Source organism: Salmonella sp. 32070601201500089SM, assembly GCF_017573605.1.
In the GTDB taxonomy this organism is placed as follows: Bacteria; Pseudomonadota; Gammaproteobacteria; order Enterobacterales; family Enterobacteriaceae; genus Salmonella; species Salmonella enterica.
In genome coordinates this window covers 1-13,512 of sequence record NZ_JAGETK010000012.1, presented here as the reverse complement: position 1 = coordinate 13,512, position 13,512 = coordinate 1, and the positions used below count along the sequence as shown (strand labels likewise).

The window sequence follows — 13,512 nt, the reverse complement described above, 5'->3', positions numbered from 1 at the left end:
TCAGGAAGAGCGTGAACGAGTGAGGTCAGCGGCCAGCGGTTGACGAGAAAAGCGGCAGATAGCAGGCATAAAAAAACCCGCTTTACGCGGGTTTTTCTACAAAGCTGATAACAAGCAGGCGATTAAGCCAGTTTGTTGATCTGTGCAGTCAGGTTAGCTTTATGACGTGCAGCTTTGTTTTTGTGGATCAGACCTTTAGCAGCCTGACGGTCCACGATCGGTTGCATTTCGTTAAATGCTTTCAGTGCAGCAGCTTTGTCGCCAGCTTCGATAGCTGCGTATACTTTCTTGATGAAAGTACGCATCATAGAGCGACGGCTTGCGTTGTGCTTACGAGCCTTTTCAGACTGAACGGCGCGCTTCTTAGCTGATTTGATATTAGCCAAGGTCCAACTCCCAAATGTGTTCTATATGGACAATTCAAAGGCCGAGGAATATGCCCTTTTAGCCTTCTTTTGTCAATGGATTTGTGCAAATAAGCGCCGTTTAAATTGCAGCACTCGTTGCGTAGTGATGGCGCAGGATTCTACCAGCTTGCGTGCTGTGAATACAGCCTTTCCATGAGAAAAATTGCATTAAGCGGCGGGTTTTGGGGCGGAGTTTGCCGCATGGCGATGAAAAGCATCTTCTTTATGTTTCCTCAGGGCAATAGTCGGTTAACCTTGACCGCTGTACAAGGTATACTCTTGCGATTTTCACTGTTTTGAGTCAGACATGAAGCTGATACGCGGCATACATAATCTCAGTCAGGCCCCGCATGGGTGTGTGCTGACCATTGGTAATTTCGACGGCGTACATCGGGGGCATCGCGCTCTACTGCAGGGTTTGCAGGAAGAAGGACGCAGACGCGGTCTGCCGGTGGTGGTCATGATTTTCGAACCGCAGCCGCTGGAGCTGTTCGCGACGGATAAAGCGCCCGCCCGCCTGACGCGCCTGCGTGAAAAACTGCATTACCTTGCGCAGTGCGGCGTGGACTATGTGCTGTGCGTGAAATTCGATCGCCGCTTTGCCGCTTTGACGGCGCAAACGTTTATCAGCGAACTGCTGGTGGAGCGACTTGGCGTGCAATTTCTTGCCGTCGGCGATGATTTCCGCTTTGGTGCTAGCCGTGCGGGCGATTTCTTGTTATTACAGAAGGCGGGGGCGGAGTATGGTTTTGCGGTTTCCAGCACCCAAACCTTTTGTGAAGGCGGCGTGCGTATCAGTAGTACCGCAGTGAGACAGGCGCTGGCGGAGGATAACCTGGCGCTTGCCGAAAGTCTGCTGGGACATCCCTTTACTATTTCCGGGCGTGTCGTTCATGGCGACGAGCTGGGGCGTACCATTGGCTTCCCGACGGCGAACTTACCGCTGCGCCGTCAGGTCTCCCCGGTCAAAGGGGTCTATGCGGTGGAAGTCACCGGGCTTGGCGATAAGCCGTTACCCGGCGTAGCGAACATTGGCACTCGTCCAACGGTGGCTGGCGTGCGTCAACAACTGGAAGTGCATCTGCTGGACGTTGTAATGGACCTCTACGGTCGCCATATAGATGTAATACTGCGTAAAAAGATACGTAATGAGCAGCGATTTGCGTCGCTTGATGAGCTAAAAGCGCAAATCGCACGCGATGAGTTAACGGCCCGCAAGTTTTTTGGGCTAGCCGGGCAGGTGTAACCCTGACGGTGTTTATCAAACCGAAATACGGAACCGAGAATCTGATGAGTGACTATAAATCGACCCTGAATTTGCCGGAAACAGGGTTCCCGATGCGCGGCGACCTCGCCAAGCGTGAACCGGGAATGCTGGCGCGTTGGACCGATGATGATCTGTACGGCATCATTCGTGCGGCCAAAAAAGGCAAAAAAACCTTCATTCTGCATGATGGCCCTCCATATGCGAATGGCAGCATTCATATTGGTCACTCAGTTAACAAGATTCTGAAAGACATTATCGTGAAGTCCAAAGGACTGTCGGGATTTGACTCGCCTTACGTGCCGGGCTGGGACTGTCACGGTCTGCCTATCGAGTTGAAAGTCGAGCAGGAGTTCGGTAAGCCGGGCGAGAAATTCACTGCCGCTGAATTCCGCGCCAAGTGCCGCGAATATGCCGCTACGCAGGTTGACGGCCAGCGTAAAGACTTCATTCGTTTGGGCGTGTTGGGCGACTGGTCGCATCCGTACCTGACCATGGACTTCAAAACCGAAGCCAACATCATCCGCGCGCTGGGCAGAATTATCAAAAACGGTCATCTGCACAAAGGCGCTAAGCCGGTGCACTGGTGCGTTGACTGCCGTTCCGCGCTGGCGGAAGCGGAAGTTGAATATTACGACAAAACTTCACCGTCTATCGACGTGGCGTTCCGCGCCGTCGATCAGGATGCGGTGAAAGCGAAGTTCGGTCTGCCGGGCGTGAGCGGCCCTGTGTCGCTGGTTATCTGGACCACCACGCCGTGGACACTCCCGGCTAACCGCGCCATCTCCCTGGCGCCGGACTTTGATTATGCGCTGGTGCAGATTGACGGCCAGGCGGTGATTCTGGCGAAAGATCTGGTTGAAAGCGTCATGCAGCGTATTGGCGCGGCTGAATACACCATTCTCGGCACCGTTAAAGGCGCGGAGCTGGAACTGCTGCGCTTTACCCATCCGTTTATGGGCTTTGACGTGCCGGCGATCCTCGGCGATCACGTCACCCTGGACGCCGGTACCGGCGCGGTACATACCGCCCCTGGTCACGGCCCGGATGACTACGTGATCGGCCAAAAGTATGGCCTGGAAACGGCTAACCCGGTTGGGCCGGACGGCGCTTACCTGCCAGGCACATATCCAACGCTTGACGGTGTTAACGTCTTCAAGGCGAACGATATCGTTATTGAACTGCTGAAAGAAAAAGGCGCGCTACTGCATGTCGAAAAAATGCAGCACAGCTATCCGTGCTGTTGGCGTCACAAAACGCCGATCATTTTCCGCGCGACCCCGCAGTGGTTCGTCAGCATGGATAAAGAAGGGCTTCGTCAACAGTCCCTGAAAGAGATCAAAGGCGTTCAGTGGATCCCGGACTGGGGTCAGGCGCGTATTGAATCAATGGTCGCTAACCGTCCTGACTGGTGTATCTCACGTCAGCGTACCTGGGGCGTACCGATGTCGCTGTTCGTGCATAAAGAAACGCAGGAGCTGCTGCCGATTGAGCGTACTCTGGCGGCGATGGAAGAGGTGGCGAAACGCGTCGAAGTTGACGGTATCCAGGCGTGGTGGGATCTCGACCCGAAAGAGATCCTCGGCGAAGATGCTGATCAATACGAGAAAGTTCCGGATACGTTGGACGTTTGGTTTGATTCCGGTTCCACCAGTTATTCCGTGGTTGATGCACGTCCGGAATTCGCCGGTCACGCTGCCGATATGTATCTGGAAGGCTCTGACCAGCATCGCGGCTGGTTTATGTCCTCCCTGATGATTAGCGTGGCGATGAAAGGCAAAGCGCCATATCGCCAGGTACTGACTCACGGTTTCACCGTCGATGGTCAGGGGCGCAAGATGTCCAAGTCTATCGGTAACACCGTGTCGCCGCAGGATGTGATGAATAAACTGGGCGCGGATATCCTGCGTCTGTGGGTAGCGTCTACTGACTATACCGGCGAAATGGCGGTCTCTGACGAAATCCTGAAACGTGCTGCCGACAGCTATCGTCGTATCCGTAATACCGCGCGCTTCCTGCTGGCGAACCTCAATGGCTTCAATCCGGCCACCGATATGGTCAAACCGGAAGAGATGGTGGTGCTGGACCGGTGGGCGGTGGGCTGCGCGAAAACGGCGCAGCAAGAGATTCTGAAGGCATACGAAGCTTACGACTTCCATGAAGTGGTACAGCGCCTGATGCGCTTCTGCTCCGTTGAAATGGGCTCGTTCTACCTCGACATCATCAAAGACCGCCAGTACACCGCGAAGGCCGATAGCGTCGCGCGTCGTAGCTGCCAGACTGCGCTGTATCATATCGCAGAGGCGCTGGTTCGCTGGATGGCGCCGATCATGTCCTTCACGGCTGATGAAATCTGGGGCTACCTGCCGGGCGAGCGTGAAAAATATGTCTTCACCGGCGAATGGTACGACGGGTTGTTTGGCCTGGAAGAGAATGAAGAATTTAATGACGCATTCTGGGACGATGTCCGCTATATCAAGGACCAGGTCAACAAAGAGCTGGAAAATCAGAAAGCCAATGGCATCAAATCGAACCTGGAAGCAAAAGTGACGCTGAAATATGCTGACGATGCTAACGGTACGATCAAGAAGCTGAAACTGTTGGGTGAAGAGGTCAGATTTATCTTCATTACTTCCCAGTTCGTGATTTCTGAGCAAGCGGGGGGTATTGATGATGAAAATATTCAGTACAATGCTGGTAATACGACAGTTCAGGCAGTGGTAACGCGTGCCGAGGGTGATAAGTGTCCGCGCTGCTGGCACTACACTACTGATGTCGGCAAGGTGGCGGAACATGCAGATATCTGCGGACGCTGTGTCAGCAACATCGCCGGTAATGGCGAACAACGTAAATTTGCCTGATGAGTAAACCACTCTGTTCAACAGGACTACGCTGGCTATGGCTGGTAGTAGTCGTGCTGATTATCGATTTGGGCAGCAAATACCTGATCCTCCAGAATTTCGCTCTGGGGGATACGGTAGGGCTGTTCCCGTCGCTTAATTTGCATTATGCGCGTAACTACGGCGCGGCTTTTAGCTTCCTGGCGGATAGCGGCGGCTGGCAGCGCTGGTTCTTTGCCGGGATTGCGATAGGGATCTGCGTAATTCTTTTGGTGATGATGTATCGCTCGAAAGCGACGCAGAAGCTGAATAACATCGCTTATGCGTTAATCATCGGCGGCGCGCTGGGTAACCTGTTCGACCGCCTGTGGCACGGCTTTGTTGTCGATATGATCGATTTTTACGTCGGCGACTGGCATTTCGCGACGTTCAACCTTGCCGATAGCGCGATCTGTATCGGCGCGGCGCTGATTGTACTGGAAGGCTTTTTGCCGAAGCCGACAGCGAAAGAACAGGCATAAGCGTAAATACCGGGTGGCGCTTATCCGGTTTTGTAGGCCTGATAAGCGCAGCGCCATCAGGCAAACGTGGTGCCGGATGGCGGTGAAAACGCCTTATCCGGCCTACGGTTTTATCGTTCTTTATGCCTCCGGGCAAAACACGTGAGCAATTTGCATGTCTAAATCCGTACAGAGCAACAGCGCGATCCTCGTTCACTTCACCCTGAAACTGGATGATGGCTCAACGGCGGAATCTACCCGCAATAACGGCAAGCCAGCCCTGTTCCGCCTTGGCGATACCTCGCTTTCCGAAGGTCTGGAGCAGCAGCTTCTGGGGTTGAAAGAAGGGGAAAAGAAAGCGTTTTCGCTGGAGCCTGACGCCGCGTTTGGCGTCCCCAGTCCGGACTTGATCCAGTATTTCTCGCGCCGTGAGTTTATGGCGGCGGGCGAACCGGAAGTCGGGGCGATTATGCTTTTTACCGCAATGGATGGCAGCGAAATGCCTGGCGTGATTCGCGAAATCAACGGCGACTCGATTACCGTTGATTTTAACCATCCGCTGGCCGGGCATGCCGTTCACTTTGATATTGAAGTGCTGGAAATCGATCCGGCGCTGGAGGCATAAACATGCAGATCCTGTTGGCCAACCCACGCGGTTTTTGCGCCGGGGTAGACCGCGCTATCAGCATTGTTGAAAATGCGCTCGCCATTTACGGCGCGCCAATTTACGTTCGGCACGAAGTCGTGCATAACCGCTATGTAGTGGACAGCCTGCGCAAGCGCGGGGCGATCTTTATAGAACAAATTAGCGAAGTGCCGGATGGCGCCATTCTGATTTTCTCCGCTCATGGGGTTTCCCAGGCGGTGCGTAACGAGGCGAAAAGCCGCGATCTTACCGTTTTTGACGCCACCTGCCCGCTGGTGACGAAAGTCCATATGGAAGTGGCGCGCGCCAGCCGTCGCGGTGAAGAATCTATTCTCATCGGCCACGCCGGGCACCCGGAAGTGGAAGGCACCATGGGCCAGTACAGCAACCCGGAAGGGGGGATGTACCTGGTGGAGTCGCCAGAGGACGTCTGGACGCTGAATGTCAAAAATGAAGGCAAGCTCTCCTTCATGACGCAAACCACGCTTTCCGTGGACGATACGTCCGATGTGATTGATGCGCTGCGTAAACGCTTTCCGAAAATCGTCGGCCCGCGCAAAGACGATATTTGCTATGCCACAACTAATCGTCAGGAAGCGGTGCGGGCGCTTGCGGAGCAGGCTGACGTAGTGCTGGTGGTCGGCTCGAAAAACTCTTCTAACTCTAACCGATTGGCGGAACTGGCCCAACGGATGGGAAGAACCGCGTTTCTTATCGACGATGCGGCGGATATCCAGGAGGCGTGGGTGAAAGAAGCCGCCTGCGTCGGCGTCACTGCTGGCGCTTCCGCGCCGGATATTCTGGTGCAGAATGTTATTGCGCGTCTGCGCGAGTTTGGCGGCGGCGAAGCCGTCACGCTTGAGGGGCGCGAAGAAAATATTGTTTTTGAAGTGCCGAAAGAGCTGCGTGTGGATGTTCGTGAGGTCGAATAAGATTTCATAATTCAGAAATCTGCCTGATGACGCTACGTTGACCAGATCTTAAGAATTTCTTTTGATATTCAATGTGCGACAGGAAGAATAAGGCGTAGTCGTCATCCGTTGCTAATGCCCCACCTTTTTGCTATTCATCTGAAAAACCAGCACAATCGTTGCTGGTTTTTTGGTTGTAATGCCTACAGGGATAAGGGAAATGGGCAAAATAAAATATGGATTGCCAACGTTACTCGCCATCGGCTTTTGGATGGACGCAACAAGCGCCACGGTGCTGGAGCTACCTGCCTGGGAGCGAAACTATACCGGGACTATCGCGGGGAAACCGGTAAACGTTAATATCACGCGATTTGGTAACTCTCTTAATGGGTATTACTGCTATGAACCTTGCAATCAGCACAAGGCAGTGATTGTTCTACGCGGCTCACTCCAGGATAAAGAGGTGCATCTTGAAGAACGCGTAAAGGCGCTTTCGGGTTACTGGAATGCGGAAATCTCCAGCAGTGAGATTAAAGGCGAATGGACGTCCGCAGATAAAAAACGACATTTTCCTGTTGCCCTTATCTATTACAAACCTAAAAACTCCCCTGATATTGTGCTGGTCACGAACACGAATGATGCAGGGGGTTACGACCCTTCCAAAGAGATTGATTGCGGCAATACGCCGGCCATTTCGGCGATAAAATTATACCGTGATGGTAAACTCATACAGACCTTAGATACCGCCTCGGTGGGCACTTGTAGCCCGTTTATGCCTCAATGGGGGGATGTCAATTTTGATGGCTACCCGGATCTATCGATTGTAACAGAGTTACTTGCTGGGCCGGATGCTCCAGTACAAACATGGCTCTATGACCCCGCCAAACAGCGTTATGTTGATGCGCCAGCGTCTTATCAGGAAATCACTTCACCAGAGATCGATGCTGAACATAAACAGATTGTCAGCTATTGGCGCGGCGGTTGCTGCAGCCATGGCGTCAATGTGTATCGCTGGAAAGGAAAAACGATTGAACTGATCGAGCGCGGTGAAAGCTACTTTCAGCCTGTGATAAGTAAAGGCAAAATGTATAACTGCTACATGACACCTTCCTACGCTGATGGGCGTATTATTTATCCGCTAGTACGTAAAAATGGTCATTTGACGCCGCCTCTTAGCCTTGATGGGACGTGTCAACCTTTTTGGCTAACCGGTAATGTTCGTACCGTGATTCAGGCAGAAAAACCCGGCGCTGAGCCCGAATCGCTTGAGATTCAGTGGCAGGAAAACAAAGCATCGCCAGGGCGTTTTTGCCCATTAGTTCCGTTTATCGAAGGTGATAAGCTAAGTCCGCGTCTGGTGACGGATGACGATGTGCCTGATACCTGTATCAGTCGCGCTGAGTATGAAGATATAAAACAATAGGTCAGGAGAGCGTTAATGACAGCATCCCTACACATTATTCTTGATACCGATCCGGGCATTGATGACGCGGCTGCGATTGCCGCTGCGCTGTTCGCCCCCGAGCTGGATCTGCAACTAATAACCACCGTTGCCGGCAACGTTTCGGTCGAAAAAACCACCCGTAATGCGTTGCAGCTTCTGCATTTCTGGGACGCCGATGTGCCACTTGCACAAGGGGCCGCGACGCCGCTGCTGCGTCCGTTACGCGATGCGGCATACGTCCACGGCGAATCCGGTATGGAAGGCTATGATTTTGTCGACCATCAGCGCCAACCGTTGGCGAAGCCTGCGTTTATCGCTATCCGGGATGTGTTGATGAACGCCCCGGAGCCCATGACATTAGTGGCGATTGGGCCATTGACCAATATTGCGTTGCTACTGATGCACTATCCGGAGTGTGCGTGTAACATTCGCCGTCTGGTGTTGATGGGCGGTTCCGCAGGGCGCGGCAATTTTACGCCTAATGCTGAATTTAACATTGCTGTCGATCCGGAGGCCGCCGCCCACGTATTTCGTAGCGGCATTGAGATTGTGATGTGTGGGCTGGACGTCACGAATCAGGCAATGCTCTCGCCAGATTTTCTGAATAAACTGCCCGCGCTGAATCGTACCGGTAAGATGTTGCACAGCCTGTTCAACAATTATCGCAGCGGTAGTATGCGCACTGGCGTCCGGATGCACGATCTTTGCGCGATCGCCTGGCTGGTGCGTCCGGAATTATTTACTCTTAAACCCTGCTTTGTGGCGGTGGAAACGCAGGGGGAATATACCGCAGGCACGACGGTCGTTGATATTGAAGGGCGGCTGGGGCAGCCCGCCAACGCGCAGGTGGCGCTGGCGCTGGATGTGGACGGTTTTCGTCAGTGGGTGGCTGAGGTGTTTGCCTATGCGCCGTAATTACATGTTGGCGCCATAATCTCATACTTTGCCGCGATAGAGTCTCTCCGGCCTGCCCACTTTCCCGTAGCTGATCTCCGCTTCGAGAAAGTTATTTTTCACGCCTTGTTCCAGATAGCGTCGGGCAGTGGTTTTACTGCTGCCCAGAATTTGCGCCAGAGTGTCTGCTGTATGTACTGCCTGCGGGTCGGCGAATATTTGTCGTACCCGGTTGAAGGTGTTTTCATCAATTCCCCGCAGTCCGCTATTCGGTTCTGCGGTTTGTTCTTTGGCCTGGATATTAAATAAGGCATCAACGTGCGTCTGGTTTGCCTGCTCACTGGAACGTAACGAACTGCGGTAACGGGTGAACCGCTCCAGGGTATGCTGCAGGCGCTGATAATGTACCGGCTTAATCAGGTAATCGAATACGCCCATGCGTAAGGCATCGCTGATGGTATCCATATGATTGTCGGCGGTAATGAAAATAATTCGCCCCGTGTAATTGGTGCTGATGGTATGACGAATTAAATCGATCCCTTTGCCATCGGGTAAAAAATTATCCAATAGAATTAACTGTGGTTGATAGAGGCGTATTTGCTTCTTCGCACTTTCCAGTTTGTCTGCGATGCCGACGATTGAAAACTGGGGAAAAATCTTGATGGTGTCCACCAGGATTTCCGCTAGCATCGGTTCGTCTTCAACGATGAGTGTCGTAATGCTATCCATGTTATTCTTCTCTGGTAAAAGGGATATAGAGGGTAAAAATGGTGCCAAAAGGATTATTGTTATCGACGATAATGTCACCATTGGCCTGCTTGACGTAGCTGTGCACCAACCATAATCCAATTCCGTGATCGCCGTTGTTGTGGGTGGTCACTCCACGCTCGAAAATATGCTGGCGGATATTTTCGTCAATACCACATCCCTGATCGGCAACTTCAATAATGACTTCATTACCTTCGCTATTGATCAGGCACTCAATCTGTCGCGAGCCTTCGCGATTGAGCAGGGTGGCGTTATAGGCGTTGTCCAATAAATTGCCAACAATCGAAATCCATTCATTATGCGAGAGCGATGACGGCAGGTGTTCAACAAAGCTTGAAGGATCGAAAATCAGCTCCAGCCCCAGCTCTTTTGCCCGATAATATTTACCGATTAATAGCCCCGCAAGGTGGTGGTCGCGGAAATTATGGGAAATAAAATCGAGTACTTTCTGGTGGCTTTCCGACTGCTGCTGAATCAGCGCCAGCGCATTATCGTAGCGCTTCAGGAACAGCAGTCCGGCAATGGTGGAAATAAGGTTGCGATGCTCATGCTGCACGGCGCGCAGGTTATCGGCGTATTGCCGCACCTGACTTAACTGCAGGCTGAGTGTATTGATATCGTCTTTGTTGCGAAAGCTAATAACCCAGCCCTGAGGCTGGTTGTCAATAATGACCGCCATGCGACTGGCGATGACTTTCATTTGGTTAAAGGTGACGATCTCATCTTTTTTGTTTTTTTGCGGCGCATCGTAAAAGAAGGCCTCCGGCAACACGACATGGTGGATTGCATAGCCAATGAGTTCAGATTCCGGTTGGCTCAGATTCAATAAGCGGCGAGCCGTTTGGTTAATGGCGGTAATACGGTGATGGGAGTCAATGGCGATCAACCCTTCAAATACCGACTCAAATAACACGCTTTGCTGAATTAATAGTTGTGAAAGCTGCTGCGGCTCCATGTTAAGCATCTGCTTTTTAATATGCAGCGAGAAGCGGCGGGCGCAGTACAACAGCACCAGCAACAGTATCGCCATCGGGAACAGCAACGAGCTGATTTGTAAGTTAAGCCAGCTCTCCAGCTGTTCCAGAGTATAGCCGACGGAAACAATACCGATGACTTTACCGGTACTGTCCTGAATCGGGGATTTACCACGCAAGGAAGAGCCTAATGAACCTTTGCGCACCGATACGTAGCTTTTAGCATTATACAGCGCGTCGTCGCTATCGCCGCCCTCCATATATTTGCCGATCTCATCCGGGTTGACGTGATACAGTCGCTGACCTTTTTCGTTGCCAACGGTAATGTAAGTCGCATCCGAAAACGAGCGCATTGGGTCAATCAACGCTTTGATGCGTGACAAATCATGCGCCTCTACGGCTTCAACTAATTCTGGCATAGCGGATATTTGCATTGCCTGAATAAGCGCACGTTGGCCCACCTGATAATGCAGGCGTTCTTTCGTGATATCGGTCAGATACCAGGTGATTGCCAGCATCACGATGGTGGATGTAAACAGGATCAGTAGAAATATCCGGTTTTGAAACGAGCGTCTGGCAAACCAGCGTGTAATTTCCCGTATAAACATATTGGTATTTAGATATTTAATTACGGTATTTTCTTGCATTCGGCATCACCGGAACCTGAACCAGTTCATACTTACTTTTCTTTCAGAAAAAATTTGGATGAAAATGGGATACGACATGCGTATCCCATCCACTATTACATCGCCAGCACGTACTTCAGCATCCCCCCGGCGGCTATCGCCGAGCCAATCACCCCGGCCACGTTCGGGCCCATCGCGTGCATCAGCAGGAAGTTCTGCGGGTCTGATTCCAGGCCCACTTTGTTCGATACGCGTGCCGCCATCGGCACCGCCGACACCCCCGCCGAACCGATAAGCGGGTTGATTTTGTTCTTACTGCACAGGTTCAGCAGCTTCGCCATCAGCACCCCGGCCGCCGTCCCGATACCGAACGCAATCACCCCCAGCAGCAGAATGCCCAGCGTCTGCGGCTGCAGGAACTTGTCCGCCACCAGCTTCGCGCCCACCGACAGCCCGAGGAAGATGGTCACGATGTTAATCAGCCCGTTCTGCACCGTGTCGCTCAGACGCTCCACCACGCCGCTTTCGCGCATCAGATTGCCAAAGCAGAACATCCCCAGCAGCGGCGCGGCGTCCGGCAGCAGCAGCGCCACCAGTAGTAACAGCACCACCGGAAAGAGGATTTTTTCCCGCTTACTCACCGTGCGCAGCTGCACCATGCGGATTTTCCGCTCTTTCTCGCTGGTCAGCGCGCGCATAATCGGTGGCTGGATTAACGGCACCAGCGCCATATACGAGTACGCCGCCACCGCGATGGCTCCCAGCAGCTCCGGGGCCAGCTTGCCCGACAGATAAATCGCCGTCGGGCCGTCCGCGCCGCCGATAATGCCGATGGCCGCCGCCTGCGGCAGGGTGAAGCTGATAAGGCCGAAGTAGTTCAGCGTCAGCGCCCCCAGCACGGTGGCGAAGATGCCGAACTGCGCCGCCGCGCCGAGCAGCAGGGTGCGCGGGTTGGCCAGCAGCGGGCCGAAGTCGGTCATCGCGCCGACGCCCATAAAGATGACCAGCGGCGCGACACCGGAGCCAATCGCCACTTTATAGAACAGCGCCAGCACCCCCGGCGTGTAGCCCATGTCCACCGCCAGGTTCTCCATCTGGCTCTGCACCGACGGCAGCGCCAGCGCTAATGCCTCTTTAATGGCGTGCACGTCCGGCGCGCAGTTAAGCTTCGCGGCAATCACCGCCAGCTGCCCGGCGTCGTGATGCGCCAGCAGGCTTTCCAGCGCGGTCAGCGCCATACCCGCTTCCGGGATGTTGGAGAGCAGACCGCCGAAGCCAATCGGCAACAGCAGTAACGGCTCGAACTTCTTCGCTATCGCCAGCCACAGCAGCAGCAGGCTCACCAGCAGCATGATGGCCTGGCCTGCGCCAAGGTGCATCAGCCCCATGCCCTGAAGCAGGGCGTTCAGACTTTCCATTTCCGCTCCTCGTCCTTACGCCAGCGTCATCAGGGTGTCGCCGACGGAAACCGCATCCCCGGACTTCACCGCGATACCGCGTACCGTCCCGGCCTGCGCGGCGCGGATTTCGGTTTCCATTTTCATGGCTTCCAGAATCAGCAGCACATCGCCTTCGGCCACCGTCTGGCCTTCAGCGGCAATCACCTTCCAGATATTGCCCGCCAGCGGCGCGGTGACCGGTGTGCCTGGGCCTGCCGGGGCGGTGGCAGGAGCAGAAGAGGCTGCAGGTGCAGCCGCAGTGAGCTGGCTGATATCGCCGCCGTCGCTGACCTTCACCACAAAGGCTTTGCCTTCCACTTCCACGGTGTAGATACCGGAAGCGGCAGGCTTCCTGCTTTTGCCACCGGCTGCGCGGCTTCCGCCTGCGGTACCGGCTCAAACGCCGCCGGGTTGTGGCGGTTCTCAAGGAGCTTCAGGCCGATTTGCGGGAACAGCGCCACGGTGAGCACGTCGTCGATGGCGTTTCCCGCCAGAGTGATGCCCTTCTCCTGCGCCTGGCGCCTGACGTCGGCTTCCAGTTCAGCCAGTTCCGGTTTGAGTAAATCCGCCGGACGGCAGGTCACCGGAGCGCCCCCTTCCAGCACGCGGGCCTGTAACGCGGCGTTCACCGGCACCGGCGTGTGGCCGTATTCGCCCTTCAGTATCCCGGCGGTTTCTTTGGCGATGGTTTTGTAGCGCTCGCCGGTCAGGACGTTGAGCACCGCCTGGGTGCCGACAATCTGCGAGGTCGGGGTCACCAGCGGGATAAAGCCGAGGTCCTCGCGCACGCGGGGGATTT

12 protein-coding genes and 1 pseudogene are annotated in these 13,512 nt (G+C 54.1%); 8 read left to right on the top strand and 5 right to left on the bottom strand.

What is annotated here, in order from left to right:
• Positions 1–122: 122 nt before the first annotated feature.
• Entirely contained in the window at positions 123–386 is a 264-nt protein-coding gene (rpsT, locus tag J4728_RS17690; RefSeq protein ID WP_001518655.1) for a 30S ribosomal protein S20, read from the bottom strand.
• Between the two features lie 105 nt (positions 387–491).
• Here rpsT and J4728_RS17685 point away from each other — a divergent pair, with 105 nt between their 5' ends.
• From J4728_RS17685 to rihC, 8 genes are all read left to right on the top strand, one after another.
• Complete coding sequence (locus J4728_RS17685; RefSeq protein ID WP_001538903.1) at positions 492–707, top strand: DUF2575 family protein; 216 nt, start codon at positions 492–494, stop codon at positions 705–707.
• Positions 708–714: 7 nt separating this feature from the next.
• Positions 715–1,653, top strand: a complete 939-nt coding sequence (ribF, locus tag J4728_RS17680) for a bifunctional riboflavin kinase/FAD synthetase (protein WP_000767311.1) — start codon at positions 715–717, stop codon at positions 1,651–1,653.
• Between the two features lie 44 nt (positions 1,654–1,697).
• Positions 1,698–4,532: an isoleucine--tRNA ligase gene (gene ileS, locus J4728_RS17675; protein WP_001674865.1), complete on the top strand. Its 2,835-nt coding sequence runs from the start codon at positions 1,698–1,700 to the stop codon at positions 4,530–4,532.
• Entirely contained in the window at positions 4,532–5,032 is a 501-nt protein-coding gene (lspA, locus tag J4728_RS17670) for a signal peptidase II (protein WP_000042736.1), read from the top strand. The genes ileS and lspA overlap by 1 nt, the downstream gene beginning before the upstream one ends.
• Before the next feature lie 154 nt (positions 5,033–5,186).
• Positions 5,187–5,636, top strand: a complete 450-nt coding sequence (gene fkpB, locus J4728_RS17665) for an FKBP-type peptidyl-prolyl cis-trans isomerase (RefSeq protein WP_208212156.1) — start codon at positions 5,187–5,189, stop codon at positions 5,634–5,636.
• Positions 5,637–5,638: 2 nt separating this feature from the next.
• Entirely contained in the window at positions 5,639–6,589 is a 951-nt protein-coding gene (gene ispH, locus J4728_RS17660) for a 4-hydroxy-3-methylbut-2-enyl diphosphate reductase (RefSeq protein WP_001166422.1), read from the top strand.
• 199 nt (positions 6,590–6,788) lie between these two features.
• Positions 6,789–7,991, top strand: a complete 1,203-nt coding sequence (locus J4728_RS17655; protein ID WP_208212155.1) for an XAC2610-related protein — start codon at positions 6,789–6,791, stop codon at positions 7,989–7,991.
• Positions 7,992–8,006: 15 nt separating this feature from the next.
• Positions 8,007–8,927: a ribonucleoside hydrolase RihC gene (rihC, locus tag J4728_RS17650; RefSeq protein ID WP_208212154.1), complete on the top strand. Its 921-nt coding sequence runs from the start codon at positions 8,007–8,009 to the stop codon at positions 8,925–8,927.
• 21 nt (positions 8,928–8,948) lie between these two features.
• Here rihC and J4728_RS17645 read toward each other — a convergent pair whose 3' ends face one another.
• The 4 genes and pseudogenes from J4728_RS17645 to J4728_RS17630 form a co-directional block, all read right to left on the bottom strand.
• Positions 8,949–9,635: a response regulator gene (locus J4728_RS17645; RefSeq protein ID WP_000377406.1), complete on the bottom strand. Its 687-nt coding sequence runs from the start codon at positions 9,633–9,635 to the stop codon at positions 8,949–8,951.
• Position 9,636: 1 nt separating this feature from the next.
• Positions 9,637–11,256 carry a sensor histidine kinase gene (locus J4728_RS17640; protein ID WP_031622268.1) on the bottom strand — a complete coding sequence of 540 codons (1,620 nt, stop codon included), beginning with the start codon at positions 11,254–11,256 and terminating at the stop codon, positions 9,637–9,639.
• Between the two features lie 134 nt (positions 11,257–11,390).
• Positions 11,391–12,692, bottom strand: coding sequence for an oxalacetate decarboxylase subunit beta (locus J4728_RS17635; protein WP_208212153.1), 1,302 nt, complete (start codon positions 12,690–12,692; stop codon positions 11,391–11,393).
• 15 nt (positions 12,693–12,707) lie between these two features.
• Positions 12,708–13,512: pseudogene (locus J4728_RS17630) on the bottom strand (biotin/lipoyl-containing protein); the annotation flags it as partial.

What these genes read in the sequence shown, in the direction of transcription:
- lspA (WP_000042736.1), top strand. Translation starts at nt 4,532, where the DNA reads ATGAGTAAACCACTCTGTTCAACAGGACTACGCTGGCTATGGCTGGTA.
- ribF (WP_000767311.1), top strand. Translation starts at nt 715, where the DNA reads ATGAAGCTGATACGCGGCATACATAATCTCAGTCAGGCCCCGCATGGG.
- J4728_RS17645 (WP_000377406.1), bottom strand. Translation starts at nt 9,635, where the DNA reads ATGGATAGCATTACGACACTCATCGTTGAAGACGAACCGATGCTAGCG.
- J4728_RS17635 (WP_208212153.1), bottom strand. Translation starts at nt 12,692, where the DNA reads ATGGAAAGTCTGAACGCCCTGCTTCAGGGCATGGGGCTGATGCACCTT.
- fkpB (WP_208212156.1), top strand. Translation starts at nt 5,187, where the DNA reads ATGTCTAAATCCGTACAGAGCAACAGCGCGATCCTCGTTCACTTCACC.
- ileS (WP_001674865.1), top strand. Translation starts at nt 1,698, where the DNA reads ATGAGTGACTATAAATCGACCCTGAATTTGCCGGAAACAGGGTTCCCG.
- J4728_RS17655 (WP_208212155.1), top strand. Translation starts at nt 6,789, where the DNA reads ATGGGCAAAATAAAATATGGATTGCCAACGTTACTCGCCATCGGCTTT.
- J4728_RS17640 (WP_031622268.1), bottom strand. Translation starts at nt 11,256, where the DNA reads ATGTTTATACGGGAAATTACACGCTGGTTTGCCAGACGCTCGTTTCAA.
- ispH (WP_001166422.1), top strand. Translation starts at nt 5,639, where the DNA reads ATGCAGATCCTGTTGGCCAACCCACGCGGTTTTTGCGCCGGGGTAGAC.
- rihC (WP_208212154.1), top strand. Translation starts at nt 8,007, where the DNA reads ATGACAGCATCCCTACACATTATTCTTGATACCGATCCGGGCATTGAT.